The organism is Haloferula chungangensis, assembly GCF_042664875.1.
Classification (GTDB): Bacteria; Verrucomicrobiota; Verrucomicrobiia; order Verrucomicrobiales; family Akkermansiaceae; genus Haloferula; species Haloferula chungangensis.
This window is the reverse complement of the sequence record NZ_JBHTBS010000001.1, coordinates 562,364-578,625: the sequence shown is the minus strand read 5'-3', so window position 1 is coordinate 578,625 and position 16,262 is coordinate 562,364. Positions and strand designations below refer to the sequence as shown.

Annotated in this window: 11 protein-coding genes and 1 other RNA gene; 10 read left to right on the top strand and 2 right to left on the bottom strand. The window is 57.4% G+C overall.

The window, feature by feature from the left end:
- Positions 1–4: 4 nt before the first annotated feature.
- On the bottom strand, positions 5–973 hold the full coding sequence (locus ACFQY0_RS02305) for a stage II sporulation protein M (RefSeq protein ID WP_379708668.1): 969 nt from the start codon (positions 971–973) through the stop codon (positions 5–7).
- Complete coding sequence (locus ACFQY0_RS02300; RefSeq protein WP_379708665.1) at positions 970–1,701, bottom strand: RDD family protein; 732 nt, start codon at positions 1,699–1,701, stop codon at positions 970–972. The genes ACFQY0_RS02305 and ACFQY0_RS02300 overlap by 4 nt, the downstream gene beginning before the upstream one ends.
- A 133-nt stretch (positions 1,702–1,834) precedes the next feature.
- Between ACFQY0_RS02300 and ssrA the strand changes: the two genes are divergently transcribed.
- The 10 genes from ssrA (at position 1,835) to ACFQY0_RS02250 (ending at position 15,927) form a co-directional block, all read left to right on the top strand.
- Positions 1,835–2,194, top strand: a transfer-messenger RNA (tmRNA) gene (ssrA, locus tag ACFQY0_RS02295).
- A gap of 1,119 nt (positions 2,195–3,313) precedes the next feature.
- A complete protein-coding gene (locus tag ACFQY0_RS02290; RefSeq protein WP_379708663.1) occupies positions 3,314–4,648 on the top strand; it encodes a protein kinase domain-containing protein in 1,335 nt (444 codons plus the stop codon).
- 6 nt (positions 4,649–4,654) lie between these two features.
- Positions 4,655–5,257, top strand: coding sequence for a tetratricopeptide repeat protein (locus ACFQY0_RS02285; RefSeq protein WP_379708661.1), 603 nt, complete (start codon positions 4,655–4,657; stop codon positions 5,255–5,257).
- Positions 5,254–6,000 (top strand): vWA domain-containing protein, encoded by a 747-nt coding sequence (locus ACFQY0_RS02280; protein WP_379708659.1) that lies wholly within the window; start codon positions 5,254–5,256, stop codon positions 5,998–6,000. The genes ACFQY0_RS02285 and ACFQY0_RS02280 overlap by 4 nt, the downstream gene beginning before the upstream one ends.
- 29 nt (positions 6,001–6,029) lie before the next feature.
- Positions 6,030–7,169, top strand: a complete 1,140-nt coding sequence (locus tag ACFQY0_RS02275) for a PP2C family serine/threonine-protein phosphatase (protein ID WP_379708657.1) — start codon at positions 6,030–6,032, stop codon at positions 7,167–7,169.
- A gap of 9 nt (positions 7,170–7,178) precedes the next feature.
- Positions 7,179–7,967 carry a coiled-coil domain-containing protein gene (locus tag ACFQY0_RS02270; RefSeq protein WP_379708655.1) on the top strand — a complete coding sequence of 263 codons (789 nt, stop codon included), beginning with the start codon at positions 7,179–7,181 and terminating at the stop codon, positions 7,965–7,967.
- Positions 7,968–8,013: 46 nt separating this feature from the next.
- Positions 8,014–10,038: an AAA family ATPase gene (locus tag ACFQY0_RS02265; protein WP_379708653.1), complete on the top strand. Its 2,025-nt coding sequence runs from the start codon at positions 8,014–8,016 to the stop codon at positions 10,036–10,038.
- 5 nt (positions 10,039–10,043) lie between these two features.
- Positions 10,044–11,657: a DUF2357 domain-containing protein gene (locus tag ACFQY0_RS02260; protein WP_379708651.1), complete on the top strand. Its 1,614-nt coding sequence runs from the start codon at positions 10,044–10,046 to the stop codon at positions 11,655–11,657.
- Entirely contained in the window at positions 11,654–14,329 is a 2,676-nt protein-coding gene (locus ACFQY0_RS02255) for a hypothetical protein (RefSeq protein WP_379708649.1), read from the top strand. Before ACFQY0_RS02260 ends, ACFQY0_RS02255 begins: the two co-directional genes overlap by 4 nt.
- Positions 14,330–14,670: 341 nt before the next feature.
- Positions 14,671–15,927: a hypothetical protein gene (locus tag ACFQY0_RS02250; RefSeq protein ID WP_379708647.1), complete on the top strand. Its 1,257-nt coding sequence runs from the start codon at positions 14,671–14,673 to the stop codon at positions 15,925–15,927.
- The last annotated feature ends 335 nt before the right edge of the window (positions 15,928–16,262 follow it).

The window sequence follows — 16,262 nt, the reverse complement described above, 5'->3', positions numbered from 1 at the left end:
CGCCTCAAGCCTCACGCTCCCCCCTTCCTAACAGCATGAAATAGGCGATGTGCAGCACCCACATGGCGATTCCAAATCCATACTTCACCATCGATGGCAAATCCTGTCCGGACCAGAAGCCCTCCACCACAGCCGCCAGCGTGGTCATTCCCGCCGCTCCGAAGATCAGCGGCAAGGATTGCTTGGCCGAAGCTGCGATTGCCTTGCCGCGCGACATCCGACCCGGCTTGAGCACGCCCATTCCCAACCGCATGCCCGCCATTGCCGCGACCACCAGACCTAACAGCTCAAAGGAAGAATGCCCCGCAACGAAGGTCCAGAAGGACTCGGGATTGCAGGCGTAGTTCACGTATCCGGCGGAAGCACCGAGCATCAGCCCGTTATAGACCGTGAAAAAGATCGTCCCCAGCCCCGCCACAATCCCCCCGGCAAACACCCGGAAATCGATCCCCACGTTGTTCTCGATGTAGAAGGCGAACATCCGGAAATTCGATCCATACTCCGAGCGCAGATGCGAGATCTGCTCTTCCTTGCCACCATACATCTGCTCCATGCCGGCCATGCCCTCGGGTCCGAGAATCGACTGCACCCAGTCGATGTTCACCTGCGCCATCCACATCATGCCGAAGAACGGCACCCAGAACATCGCACTGCACAGCCAGAACAAACGCCACTCCCGGCGCACCGTCGCCGGGAAGGTCACTCCTACGAATCGGACAAAGGACTCCGAGCCTTTCCTGCGTGATCGGTAGAGAAGTTTATAGCCGCGGATCACCAGATCATTGAGACGGGCGATCACGCTGCCGCCATACATCCGGTGATTCGCCAGCGCCAGATCGGAGCAGGCTTCCCGGAATTTTTTTGGAAGCTCCTCGACTCCGGGCATCGGTTTGCCCGTCTCCACGCTCTCGATCATCTGATCGAGTTCCTGCCACGCCTTCTGACGCCGATCCTGGAAGTTTCCCGAATTCATCTCCGCTCCTGCAACCAGTGGGCCATCGCCATCAATCGCGACACCCCCGCCGCCCCCTTGCTTCCACTCAACTCCCGCGCGTGGTCCGCGATCTCCTGACGGCGCGCATCCGACCAGAGACCTGCCCGATCACGAAAGGAAGAGAGCGCTTTGACCTCCTCGGGACGCAGTGCCACGGCCGGCTGGATCGATTCCATCGGCGGCGGCGCGGACACGACCGGCTCCGGCGGAATCCGATCGTAAATCACCACCGTTCCGGCCGCCAGATCACCCAGGCGCTGAAAGCGCTTGGTCGCCAGCGACGAGGCGATCGCAAATCCGAAAGTTGGAATCCCCATGATACCCGTGGACGTCCCGATGTAGGGCATCCCATCCGCATAGCGCAGGAAGTTCCGCAGCACCGACTGGGTGAAGGTGATCGGCGACCCGGAGGTCTGGACTACCCGCAGACCGACGATCTTTTTCCCCGGCGTCGCCCCCCACTTTCCGGCCTCGAAGAAGACCGGATACCACCACCAGGTGAAAAACGAAGCCAGCGAGATGAGACCCATCGCCGTCATCCCGCCCGTCACCAGCCCCGTCAGACCGAAAATGATCGAAAGCACCGTGATCAGAAGCCCTTGGATCAGCACATCCAGGGCCAGCGCTCCCCCACGAAGCAGCGGCCCCGCGATGCGCAGGCGCACCTCCACTCCTTCGGCCAGCTCGATTGCCTGCAAAGTGTCCAAACGCGTCCCTGATTCCTCCATTGATTCGAGTCCCCCGAAGCTAGTCCCCCTCACTCATCCGTAAATTCCGAAGTTCGTAAGTTTCCCGGTTGATATTTTGCCGGAAGAGGGCAACTTGTCGGCGTTCAGTGAAGGGGGCGTTCTGGTTTCGACGGGATGTTCGACGCACTGGCTGCACGTCGAGGTTGGTCGGTTGGCCTCGTTAAAAAGCCGCCCAAAACAAATAATTGCAGACTCTAACGAGCTCGCACTTGCTGCTTAATTGACAGCAACGCCTGAACCCCGACGCCTATTGAGGGGGATGGCGACTACCTAATAGGCTAGTTCCCAGACCGGGTGACCGGGTCCGGAGACGAAATCAAACAGGTCTCTAGGTTGAGGAACGCTGCAAGCGAGCCGCTCTCATCCGAAACACCTTGAACGCTTGCTAAGCGTGTAGATGCCAATGTTGAAGACGTCGCGGACAGGGGTTCGACTCCCCTCGCCTCCACCATTCTTGAGTCACTCGCAATCCGCTGAAAAATCGCAAGATAAGGATTTCACTCGTCCATTCTATGAGTCCAAGAGTGGCTACAAATGGCCGGTTTTTGGCGAAGAGTCCGTGTGTTTCCCCCGAGTGCTTTCCGCTACCAAGGCCTATCGCTCCGTGCCCCCCATTCTCCTCTCGAAGGACTATTGAGACCGCCGGAACGCGCGGCTTCTAGATGAAAACACGGGGCGTAGCAGTCCTGGAGGGTGAAACAGGCGCGTTTCGGATAAATCCCACTTCGGATGAGCTGCTCAAGATCGCGGACAAACGGGACTACGCTGGCCTCGTCGACGAGGCCCTCCGGTGGCAACCCTTGCAGAGACAGCAGGCTCGCGATGACCGCTTGCTGACAGGTGCAGGCCGCTGAGCGGTTGGACTGCGGTCGGCGACCCCTCGACAAACTTGTCCCGATCGACAAATCCCCGCCCATTTGATTGATGGACGCTATCGCTTCGACAAAACTTAGATTCTCAGGGAAACGCAGCTGAGGCGATGATACCGCCTTCATCGACTTCAGACCTGCTCATCGAGAAACACTCACGTTTCTCCCCCGCACGAAGTCCGTGTGAATTGTCAGGGCTCGTCCAGTGCTCGTCGGATAGCTAGACACCTCGCCCCCCCCCTAAACTAAGGATGGCGATCCCGAAGAGATTGCCGTTCAACGCGTTCAGCCCCTTGTCTCCGAAATCGAGGTGCAGGTGCCGATGGAGGGGGACCCGCCACTCCTCTTCGGGAATCAGAGCCCGGGACTCCTGAGCAACGTCGAGCAGTCCACATTCGATGCTACAGACCAGTTGCGGGGCATTCTTTGGATCGAAGCCAACCATGCAGCTACCCTGTCCGATCTAATGCTCTGGGGCCACATGTGCGGTCTCACTCGGAGAACTTACTTCTCGGGGAGGCTCCCGGGCACTCATCGAGCTCCCACTGTTGCCCCAGAATCAACCGAATATCCTTCCCTCTCTAACCGCCACCCGCTAAGAAATCAGCGAAAGTAATGGCCCGATACGTTCGCAAGAATGCCCTGCTAGGGACGACCAGTTCCTAGTGTAGAAGCCCCCTCACCCCAAGAGAAAAACAAGGATGTCATTGAAGCTTGGAGACGTTGTCAGAGCCCGTGTCTCGGGAAATGAGCTGACGGTGAAGAAGAAGCTCGGCGAAGGCACTCAAGGAGTCGCCTATCTGGTCGAAGCGCCTGACGGGCAGGAAGTGGTGAAGTGGTACTTCCGCACCCAGGCCACGGCGGACCAACGAGAGGCGATCGAGCGACTGGTGAACAGGGGGAAGCCGCGAGGAGGCGGTGGCGAACGCTTTGTCTGGCCCAAGGACATCGTGACCTCCTCGGGTGACACGGCAACTTTCGGCTACCTGATGCCGGTGATCGACACCTCGCGCTTCGTCGAGCTAAACGCCATCCAGGCCAAGCGTCATCCCCAGCCGAACATTCCGGAGCTTTGCCGGATTTCCTACAATATCGCCGACAGTTTCAGCGACCTTCACCTCAGTGGTTATTGCTATCGGGACATCAGTCTTGGCAATCTTCTTTTCGACCCGCGAACCGGTGAGGTTCTGATCTGTGACAATGACAACGTCGGGATCGACCGACAGTCCGAAAGCGCGATACTTGGGACCCCGGAATTCATGGCGCCTGAAGTCATTCGAGGCGAAGAGACACCTTCCACGATTACGGACCAGCATTCGCTCGCGGTGCTCCTGTTCAACTTGTGGATGTGGCACCATCCGTTTCATGGGATCAAAGAGTATCAGATTCGATCTTGGGACATCCCCGCCAAGACCAAGATTTATGGAACGGAGCCGGTGTTCATCTTCGACCCAGAAGACGCAAGCAACCGTCTCCCTGACGAGCCCGGATATATCACGGCTCTCAAGAGGTGGAAGATTTGCCCGCCGAGCCTGAAGAAGGCTTTCACCACAAGCTTCACCCGCGGACTACGCGAGCCAGGCAGCAGGGTCACCGAGGGAAATTGGAAGGCCATCTTTTCTTCGCTTCACGACAACCGGCTCAAGTGCGGTGGCTGCGGCGCGATCAACTTGTGGTCAGAGGGTATCCACATGATGCAGTGCTGGAACTGCGACGAGGGGATTGCCATCCCAATGCGCATTGTAATCAACAACGGCATGACCAGGAGCGCTCTCCTCGTCGATGAGGGACGCAATGTATTTGTTAGGCATGTCCGGCCGACGGAGGAACAGCGTTCGAAAGAGCCTATCGGCGAGATTGTGCGAAATCCCAATGATCCATCGATGCTTGGACTTCGGAATCTCACGGAACTTCCTTGGATTGTTTCTTTCGGCGACGATGTGCAAAAGGAAGTTCCTCCCGGCCGCTCCGCCCCGCTGAATCGCTCTATGCAGTTGAATCTGGGTTCAGGCGCCTCCGCGTCTATCGAGCACTAAGCAAAGATGACCATCGCAGACGCCATTCGGAGAATTCTTAATGAGAATGGGCAATCCATTCTCAGGGATCACGGTCGCTTTCGCGCGCTGATTCAGGACCACTGCTACGACGCGCCAAGGGGAGAACTCCATGTCACCTGTTTTCTTCTCATCGAGAACCACGTCGAGCGGTTTCGAGTTGAATCTCTATCATTGACTGAACGAGAACGCATTCAGAACCTGCTCTACGTCGACTACGGTTTCGACCGCGAGATTGTGTCGCGTGCGATTGCCAACTGGTCCAGTGTTTTGGGATCGGTCTCGAGGGCGCCGATTGATCCGGGAGATGCTGAGCCAGAGACCATCGCTGAGGCCGCAGAAAGTCTTAACGCCAAGGGCTCTCATGGTGCTGCAGAGGATTTGCTGAGACAGGCGATTTCTGTCCACTCTTCTAGTGCCCTCCTGCATGCCACACTCGCCGAGATCCTTGCTGCCAATGGGCGTTTGCGGGATGCATCCTCCTATATTAAAAAAGCGAGGGAGCTGGATCCTAATAATGTCGATTATGTAGTTTACGATGCAAAACTATCTTTGCAGCATCGAGAAAACAAGAACGCCCACATGAAATGAGCCCTGAACCAGTACTTCCAGTTGATGAGATCGCCAAGCGAGACCTTGAGTTCTTCTTGTTGGCAGATTGTTCCTCCTCGATGAGTGGAGAGAAGATGGCAACCCTCAACCACGTGATGCGTGAAGTCATCAATACAGACCTTCCAAGTGCGCTGGAGAACCAGCCGAATGTCCAGTTGAACTTCAGGGTTATTGCGTTTGGAAGCGATGCACGCTTCTCGATTGGCCCAGATCCTGTCCCGTTGGAGAAGGTGACATGGACGGATCTTTCAGCAAATGGTCTCACGGCAACGGCCGATGCTATCAACCTTCTGTGCACGCAACTCGCGACCGAGCGAATGCCCAAGAGAGGTCTTCCTCCCGTCTGCATTCTGATTTCCGATGGTATGTGCACACAAGGCGCGGAGGTGTATGAAAAGGCGATTAACAATCTCGAGTCCCTTCCATGGGGAAAGAAATCAATTCGGCTAGCGATTGGGCTTGGGAAGATGGGAGTCGACCTCGATGAAGACGAGCTGAAGAAGTTCGTAATGCCTGCCTTCCGTGATGAGATCGGAGTCCTCAATGCGCAGAACAAGAGCCAGTTGGTGAAGATGTTGAGGTGGGCAAGCGTTTCCGCATCGGTTGCTTCAAGTATCACGAAAAGCAAAATGGGCGCCCCGGGTGATCCTGGAGCCCATGTAGTCATGCCTCCTCCGCCGGATGATGTTGTCGAGCCGACCGACGGAACCGACATTTTCTGAATTCTGATCACCGGCTATTTCCAGCGCGAATGACTGATGAGAACACATGGAGCGTTGCTGCTGCGAGTCGTCGTGGCGTAAGCCATCTCCAAAGCAAGGCCCCTTGCCAGGATGCCTTCGGATGTTGGTCGTCCTCTCTTGCGGGAACGCCCTGCTCAATCCTCGCTGTTTCCGACGGACATGGAGCGGAGGACTATCATCATAGCCATTTCGGCTCATTTCTCGCGATCCGGGCAGCTTATGAGGAATTCATTGAGTTCTTCCAGTGGTATGCGCTCGTCAAGACGGGCCCTTCTAGCTCCGCCGGTGTTCAGCCCACGGGTCTGGAACGGGACTTTAAGGCAAGTTTCGGTCGTCGAATCGTGAGACGGTGGAGGGAGAACGTGAAGGTGTTCCGTGAGGAGGTGCTGAGGTCCAACCTTCCCTTTGACGAGTCGGAAGGCAACGAGTTCAAGCCTTTCGGATGCACGCTTCTGGCCGCTATGATTACGAGCGACCGTGCTTTCTTTTTCCAACTCGGAGACGGCGGCATCTTCGTCCGGAGAAATGGCGGAGAGCTCCTCTCGCTATCAGAAGATGACGATGGGCCAGGCGAAGCGACGGATTCTCTGGCTTCTAGTGACCCGGAGAAAGCCGCGGTGACCTCGGTGCTCACGCTTGAAGAAGTCAGTGCTGTGATGCTCGCTACAGACGGCCTCACGAAGTCTTTTTCGAAGGGTGACGAAGAGCCCGTCCCGAAAGGAATCCGCCAGACCGTCGATTGGTTGTTGAACCGTGTTTCCGTCGAGAAGCTCGACGTCGAGGGTCCGGTATTCGACCAGTTCCTTGACAGATGCTCCAAAGGCGGAACCGGGGACGATGTTACGGTGGCCCTTGCTTTCTCGAGGGGTGCCCTCTTTGCAGATGAGAAGGCCGAGGCTGCAGAAGAGACTCCCCAGAAGGCTGACGAGTCCGAAGACGCTACGAGAATCAATGAGCCAGAGGCAGATGAATCAACTCGTCCGTCCGAGAGTGGCACTTCCGCCGATCCTCCCGAAGACCAGAAGAGTGATCGCGCAGAACACGGTGGGGACACACTTGCCAACCAGGCAACTGAGTCGGAGGCAGGTCGGCCAATCAAGCCGCTCGACAAGGAGGAACCACCAACCGAGGCGAAGGATGTCTTTTAGGCGTAACAGATGAAGGCGGGCATTCTTATCGGACTCATCGCACTCCTTGTGCTTCTTTCTCAGGTGGGTATCGGTCTGCTTGCCTTTCGAATGGAGTCTGAAAAGGAGGCTTTGGCTGAGATAAAGCAACTCGAGCAGAGCCGCCTCGAGGAGTTGCGGGCGAAGGCGACGGAGTTGGAGGCTTCCTTGGAGGTCCTTGAGCCGAAGAAGCAGTCCCTTTCGGTCGATGTGACCGCTCTCAGCAAGGAGGTTGAGGACGCGAAGGCCGATCTCGAGAGCACCTTGGACGAGGTTCGCAGACTCAAGACCGAGGAAGACCGCCTGAGAAGCATCACCGATAGCACCGAGAAGACCGCCCAGGAACTGGCGGCCCTCGAAGCTGAGGCAACCGTGGCCCAGGAGAGCCTGACTGCGAAGAAGAAGGAAGCGGCCGTGTTGGAAGAGAGGGTCTCCAGCCTGATGGAGAACTTTGAGAGACTGACCAAAGACGCCGCCTTCGTCGAAACGGCTGAATCGGTAGCCAAAACGATCAATGAACGGCTGCTCAAGCTTCAGGAGACTCTTTCCACCCAGGAAGAAGCGGCAAGAGCCAGTGCGGAGAAGGCCGCCAAGGCCAGTGTGACACTGGAGCACGCCACGAAGGAACTCGCCGATCTTGAGGAGAAGAAGTCCACGCTTGAGGAACAGATCCTCGAACGCCGCCGAGAGTTGGCAAGCGTGGAGGGCTCTCTTTCGCAGAAGCGTGACCAGTTCAAGAACTCAGAGGAGGAAAGCGAAGGTGCCTCTGACTCAGAGTAGTGGATGCACCTCGGAACGCAGAAGGGATATGATGGAAGATACCGGAATGATACTGTGGATCGTGAGCCTGGTGCTGAGCGCGCTCGCCTTGACCGGCTTGCTGGTTTCTTTCCTTCATTTCTGGGCCCAGCAACAGCGGATCCCCGAAGCTGCCAAAAGCAAACACCTGGAGGCAAAGGTCGCCGAGTTGGAGGTGGCGTCATCCGGACTTAAGCAGGAGATCGACGAAGGCCAGGCAAAACGACTGCAGCTTGTTGAAGAGATGCAACTCGCCCGGGTGGAGAACGAGAGACACCAGCGGGAGAAGAGCGACGCCCAACAGTGGCTGCGAGAGAATGAACAGAAGGTACGCAAGATCGATGAGTGGCGGACCCTGATCGAGACCTACGAGGGCGAGGCTGAGAAATGCCGGCTAGAACTGGAGAACAAGCAAGACGGATTATCGGACCTGAACGTCGAGCTCAAAAAGCGTGAGCGGGAGTTACGTGAGATCGATGAGAACTACAACGATCTGAAGCAGCGGAGAACCGTGATCCAGTCCGACGTCGAGAGAATCGAAAGCGAGAAGAACGAGTCGCAGGCGAATCTCAGTCAATTGAAGAGCGAGCTTGCGAAGGTCACCGACGACCTCGCTGCCATCCGGACCAATCGCGAAACGGCCCTCACCGACCTGCAAGAAAGTCGTGCGGAGTTCGAGAGACTTCGGAGCGAACGGGACAATCTGAAAGCTGACATCGTCGAGACCACTTCGAAGCTGCGGCAGCTCGAGCGGGAAAAGCAGATCACCGAAGAGAGCGTCCTGACTTTCAAGGAGGTGCTCAACAATCTCTCGACGAGGGTCGATACGTTTCAGAAGGCGATTACTCCCCCCTCTGCAAAGGAACGGCTGCAGGATTTCGAGAGGCCCGTCCTTGGCGCATCCGCTTTGGGGGACGCCACCCTTGAGGCTTCGGGCGAAAGTGGTGAGAGAAGCATGCTCGAGCGCCTCGCGTCGGAGCTCGATTCGAGAGCGCTGGTTTTCCACCCAAGAACGCTGCATGCGTTCCACACGTCACTGAAGATTGCCGAAGTGTCTCCCATGGTTGTTCTCGCGGGTATTTCGGGAACCGGGAAAAGCCTTCTTCCCCGGGTTTATTCAGAGGTCATGGGAATGCACTTCTTGAATGTCGCGGTTCAGCCGCGCTGGGATTCGCCCCAGGACCTTCTGGGCTTCTACAACTACATGGAGCACCGCTATAAGGCCACCGATCTGGCTCGGGCGCTTCGCCAGATGGACGGCTACAATTACCCGGCCGAAGGTGATGAGGCGGAGAAGGTGCAGAAAGGCATGCTGCTCGTGCTCCTGGACGAGATGAACCTAGCCCGGGTGGAATACTACTTCAGCGACCTGCTGAGCAAACTTGAGATGCGTAGCCGCAACATTCTCAATGACCGGTTCAAGCGTGACCTCGCCTCCCTAAGCGTGGAGCTGGGATCCGTCGAGGAGGGCGATGCCCACAACGTCAGGCCCCTCTTCGTTGGATTCAACGTCCTCTTCGTTGGAACGATGAACGAGGACGAGACGACTCAGAGTCTTAGCGATAAAGTCCTCGACCGGTCGAATCTTATAAGATTCGGGAAGCCGGATCTCGGCCAAACCAAACATCCTTCGGAGGGGAAGAGTACGATGCAAGGGTCTCTCACCTCCGTTGATTGGTCGTCGTGGCAGGAATCGAAGCTTGCTCCCGGAGACGAGGAACAGTTCGGATCGATTGTGGAGCGTTTGAATGATGCGCTCGATGGGGTCGGAAGACCCTTCGGTCGCCGAGTTTTCAACGCGATGTATCGATATGCAGCGAACTATCCTGCGTGGGCAGACAAGCGGTTTGAGTGCGCGCTTTCCGACCAGTTGGAACAGCGAATCCTGCCTCGATTGCGCGGGCTCTCCGAGGACACCGATGAAGGGGCCGGAAAGACGTTGGACCAGGTGGAGCAGGTTGTCGCCGAGATCGGTGATGGAGCGCTCATTGCCGCCTTCGAGCAGGCAAGGGATGCGCCCGTATTCCACTTTCAGGGTGTCCCCAGAAACTAGTACCCGTGAACGAGGATCCGCCTACCAAGGAACACGCGCTACTCGTCCGGAGGGAACTCAGCGAGGCGGATTCAGAGCAGCCGGAACTCGTGTGGCAGGCCGCCGCCGATCATGGCGGTTCAACACGACTGCCGGTTGTCTGCTCTCTCGCAGGGGCAGAACACCCTCAGAGCCTCTGCCAGAAGCCCGCAAGCAGACTGCCGAGACGACTTGTCGCGATGAACCCCGCGACGCGCTCAGCGAGTGATGACGAAGAGTTCCTGCTGGCGGGCGTTTCGAGCATTCTGAGCCTCTGGCAGGAACTGTTCCGTTTTGGTGAGCACGTGTGCGGACGGGGCGCTTCGCAGCGCGATGACGCGTGGCCGCCAGGTATCCGGACCGAGTCCGGGAGACTTAGGGGCGGGCGCATTACGAGCGTTTGGTTGCCTTGGTCCGCTGTTTTCGGGTTTCTTCAGCATGGCCAGCGGGATGCGCCAAGTTCCCTGATCCTCTCGATCGCTGAAGATACCGCCCGCGACCTCGAAATCCTGGTGAGAAAGCCGCGAATGTTCCTGCGAAGAGTTCGACGGAAGGTTCCTCTGGGGCGGGCCCAGCAGCTCGACGCAGCCTGTCTGAGCTGGCTGATCAAGCGCCCCGGAAGGACGGCCATCGAAAAGGCCGGAAGCGCCCAAGAAATCCTCGCCGTTGTTCGCGAAGAGTCGTTCGACACGCTTGAGAACCGGGTCCTGAAGGACTTTCTACGACGTGCCGTGCGCGCCTGCGGCGATTACCTCCGCGAGAATACCGATTTTCGCACCTCCCCCCGCTACAAGTGCGTCGAGCATTTCAGTCGGGCGCTCGGGCGCTACACCCAGGAGGAAGTCTTCGCCGGAGTTCGCAGCGTCGCGCGAATCTCCAGCCCGAATTACGTGCTCCAACACGACGAGCACTACTCGGCTATATGGAAAGCCTACCAGGATCTGGTCCGCAGGCAGGCTTCGTTGGAGCATCTCTTCGAGTGGAGATTCCGGGCCTATCGGGATCTGGTCCGGCTGCTTTTCTGTAGCGCGGCGTGGAGCTTGTCCTCCGACGGGGACCGAGCCTCGCGCTCCGCCAACGGACAGGGGCTTTGGATTCGACAGAAGCCGGAGATGGGTTCGATTTTCGAAGCGACCGGGTGGCCGGGCGCGGTCCAGAGTGATCAGCCGGATGGCTGCTGGCTCACCTTGGTGGCGCCAGAACACCTCCGGAGGGACACCTACATGGGCGTGCCAATCCGTGAAGTGATCGCTTCGCTTGGCGCCGACCTTGCGGTGGTCGCAACTCAACCCGACACAGACCAATTCTCGCTATGGGTGGTCTGGACGTCATTCGGAGCTGCTCAGGCCTCGTCAGTGGGTTCTTCCGGGCGACGCTTGAGCGAGACTGACGCGCTGCTCTCGAGCATTGCGGGCAGGCATCCCACGATGCGAGGATTGCATGGAATTCTCGTCACCGGAACGCCCGACGAGTCACGCCACATCCAGGGAGGCGAGGTCAGGTCTTTGACGGTGTCGCACGATTACCACTCATGGAGAAAGAATGAGGTTCCAAAGACACGGGAGCTTTTCCGCGAACTCATACGAAACGACCAGTGGTGAGTGCGAAACGACAATCTGTGGGAATCAACGTGCTGGACTTCCGTGTCCACCGTGAAAGGTGGACCCGCTTTCCGAAACCCCGTGCAGCGGCCTCCCGCCTGCGCCTCTCGGTCCCTAGCGTATTCGCTGGGGCCGCAAACAACTCGGAGTCAGTAGCCTTCGGCAACGAGGCATCGCATCGTGCATGGGGCAACGGCTGGTGGGATTTTCATTCTGATACCGAGGGAAACGCGCAGCGAATTCCCAGCTGGTTGCTGTGGGACAAGCTCTACCGCGAGGGAGGGCGCGCGGAGGTCGTATTCAGCCGGGCGGACGGCTCGGACGCCTCAGAGACGGTCCAGTCGCTATTGGGGCTGTATTTCAAGGAGCGAGGCGGGCTGGAGAGGTCTGGTGCCGAAAGAAGGTACGTGATCGGCATGCCGGACAGCTTTCGAGAAGAGCATCAGGAAACCCTGTTGCGACATCTGCCATGGGGGCGCCAACGCACTCAGTTGCTGTGGCGTTCGGTGGCCTCGGTGTTGGGGGCCAGCGCCTCTGCAGATGACCTTGGCGTGACCGCGTTCGAAGCGGACGACGAGGTTCTCGTCGTGGATATCCAGAATGAGTATGTGGAGGCCACCGTTCTTAGGATTCTGGATTCCGAGTCCGGTGCCACTTATCCTTCTGCTCTCGTCCCCATCCGGTCGGTTCCCTCGCCAGAGTGCCACTGGCGAAGTGAGCACTCGCCGGTCGACCTATTGTTCGGCGCCCGTCTGTTCGCAGATATTCCGGGCCTTAGTGCCGAGGAATGTCTCTCGCTTGTATGGGGCCAGAACGGAGTGCCCCGTCTTTCCGACCCTAACCGCCTGCCCACGCACGAGTTCGTGATTTCAACCGAAAACGGGTTGCGCGAGAGGTCGTTCGACCAGGAGCTACTGGCGATGACGATGGAGGATGCCGTCGGCACGTCGCCTGACTCAGAGGAACGCGTTGTCCTCAAGCGGATCAAGGAAAAGGTCGGTTTCGGAGCTCCCTGTACTAGGTCGGTTGCCGAATCACTCAACGAACTCTGTGCGTGGGCTTGTGACCTGAAACGGAAGCCTCAGAAGATTCTCCTCAGCGGGGCAATCACCCGTCTCGTCGGCACATTCTCCGGCGAGCTTGACGTGCTTACCTCGGCGCTCCGGCCGTTGATTCAGCAAGGCGCAAAGATCGTGAATGACTCGGTGGACCTTGAGGCAGACCTCGTTTCAGTCGGCTGCGCCCATTGGGGAGCCTTGGATGAACGGGGTTTTCCTGGCTACTTCGAATACCTTGAGCCTTTCTCGATTATCGGCCGGGGCAGATCGGGGAAGAAGGTTGAATACAGCCTCCTTAAACTTGAGAACGATGAATGCCTTGCAACCGGCGGCAAGGAATACCGCAATACCGACCTGATGGACGTTGCGCTCATCAACAAGGGGCAGCCGCTAGTTCGCTTCTGGTTCAAGAAGGGCGAAGACCACAAGAAGGTCGACCAGAGGTTCGATCCGCCGCCAGATGCAGACTGTAGACTCTCTTTCGACATCACGATGGTGCCCTCTCAGGGATTTGCTCGGGTCGAAATCATCCCTAGCGTCCCGGACGTCTTCAAAGGACGCCGTCTGCTTCTGGACTGGGACCGGATGGTCGAGCTGACGAAAGAAGAAATGGAGGGCCAGATGTCCTACCCGATAGTCATGCCAGTTGCCGCAGATCCGGACAAACTGACACGCAAGCTCTCTTTGATCAAGAACTACATTAGGGCTGGGAAATTGGGCAAGTCTGCGAGTGTCTGGAGTCCTGCCGAAGGGCTACTGAGCTCGCTGGGCAAGGCTCTTCAGAATGGTCGCGTGCTGGGAAGTACCCCCTCACATCCCTTGGTGGGCGAGTTGATCGAAGTTCTGAGCAACCACTATGGCATGTTCGGAAACTTCCGGATGTCCGATTGGGAAAACGATGAAATCGGCAAAGCCCTGCTTCGCACAGCCTCGTCTCTATTCCACCGGACGCCGGAGTGGGCCCGGGTCATTCTCTTCGACTACATGGCCAAGAAGCGGAAGGAAGACCCCGGCAACCCGCGCCCTCAGGTGGTGCTCCTGAATTGTTGTGGACGTTGCTTTTCCAGTGAGGAAGAAGTCCAGGTCTTCGTGAAGTCGATGATCGCGCGCTTCGCCCACCAGCTCGACGACTACGATGCAAACCCGGGCGCCTCTGGAGTAGGCATGGACAATTGGTGCCGAGGCTTGCAGACCATTCTGAGAATTAATGAAGAGGCAAACCTCTGTATCACCCTGGATCAGGCGGAGGAGCTTCAGTTTCTGCTTCGGCGCCTAATCGAGTTGGAACGAACCCGGAATTACCGAGGCCCACGCCGCCCGGGGGTATCTAGACCGTGTCAGAATGCGATGCTTTCCATCTTCTACCTGCTGAGAGTTCGCGGCCGGGGCGATGGAGGAGAGTTTCTTGCTCCCGGCACGAATTCAATGGAGGCAATCGAGGCTGCTGTTGAGGCCGTCAATATGGGCCAGTGGAAGTGGGTGCCACGGGGAGTGCCCGTTGGGGAGGACCAGTCGTTCCAGGGTTCGCTTCTGAAGTTCATCAGGATGACCGCCACCATGAAAGACGTTCGGATCATTGCCAGCGGGGAGGAGGAGATGGAAGGTTCGGACTGAGCTTCGCATTTGGCTGGCTGGTCGCTTTGGAGGGGAAGGCATTCTCCTCGTGCCTACTTCGTGCGGCCCGCCCCCTTCGAGTGGGGACACCCCGCAACGCCCCGCGCTCCGCGCCCCCGCACCGTGGACAGATGCTGAGCCACACGTCAGCTCGTCGTGCCTCCTCGCTTCCTAGGCTGGGCTCACCAACTGTCCCTGCCGCCTCCTGCCGCAAGTCAGCACCCCGGAAGCATTTTCCGTCTCGCCTCCGCTACGCTCCGGCAAGACCGGGCTTCCGGGACCATTTTCAGAGATCAAATAGAGAAGTCACACTCGAGCCCGGCAAAGCCTCTTCTCGTGAGATGAGTGACAACCACAATTCAGACAAAGTGGATTTCAGCAACATCGTTAAGGCAGGTGCCATCAGCGATCTCGATGAACTCCACATCGCAAAGAATCGAGTTCTCCAAGGGGAACTCATCCCGGCAGCCGAAACCATCGACATTTCTGATGGGGAAGCAAACTCCATTATGGAGTCGCTGGCAGCCTCGCGGGCCAAGCGTGTCAAAAAGGCTGTCCGACGTGCATTCGGCAAGCCTGTTCCAGAAGCAATTGCCGGAATACTCAAGGATTTCGCGCTCAGTCCCTCCCAGTCCAAGCTTGGCGATAAGTACTTCTGGGGACGGCTTCTTGAAAAGATCGATTCGCTCACCGTCGATGGCCAGCCGTTGACGATGGCGCTCCCGATGGGCGGTGGAAATATAGGGTCGAGCATCAAGACAGGTGGGCGGATTCTTCCGGACCTCTCGGAATGGCAAGCTTGGAACTCTCTTGCCGGAATCTCGATGGCGATCAACGAGATCTATGCCCCCGGAGCTTTGATGATTGCCGTGCCAGACGCAGCTCTACACACAGCGGATCTTGGATTTGCCATCGAAGATGTGATCTCCCATGGACGACAGGCCAATTTGGACCTGATGCGTCTCGGACTCGGGGGGCACCTATCCATTCCGGATGTTCTCTCCCACTTGCCCTCGAATTGGTCATCAATCGTCGATGAGATTGTTCCCGTCCTGGATCTATCCAAGCATGATTGGTCACTGATCCGTTCCTTGGTTTGGTCACTGAACACCAAGGTTCACGGAATGCCAATCGAGCGTGAGATCCTCATCGCCTCAGCCCTTTCTGGGAACCTCAACGACCTGCCCTCATGCCTTCGTGCGGAGGCGCATGCAATCTTTCAGCGGGCAGAATTTGTTGTTCGTCACTATTCGGCCGTGAACATCGCCATTCGTCGCCTGGGACTCATTGAGAATGTCGTTGAGGCACTCACCGGTTCGTCCAATTTCCTTAGGCTTTCAGTGCATGCCAAGGCCATCGAGGTTCCAGAAATCCGGCCGCATCTATTTCCCACGAACCGAATTGTCCAACATCCCGCACTCTTGCCTATGCACGGAGTTGGGGTCGTTCGCCGGGAGGGCGCAAACACTGATTTTGGGATTACGTTCAATCTGGCTGCGCTTATGCGTGGCTATAAGAGGCTTGTTTGGAACAGTCGTCAGATCGGATTCGAGGCGCATTCTGATGCAGCAGAGCTCAGTAAAGAATTGGCTGCATAACGACTTCCGCATCGTATCGGTCACGATTTGTATTAGCTTCCAGCGACAGAACGACTGGAGACTTTGGCGACTATCTGACCCAGTCGCCCGAATCCTAACGCCGACTATGGTAAATTCGAGATTGTCAAGGAGAATGCCAGAATTGGCAAAGCAGCTTGCTTTTCTTTTTGTCAAGGTTGGTTTCGCCATCGTGTCCCGGCGCACCCAGCTCCCAAAGGAGGCTCCATCTCATTTGGAACTTTTGCCGATTGAACAAATCCCGGCCTGCAACTCGCGGATTGTGAGGCGTTTAGGAAATCGCCGAAAGTTTCATGAAGTTTTTTGAGGGTTTCGCG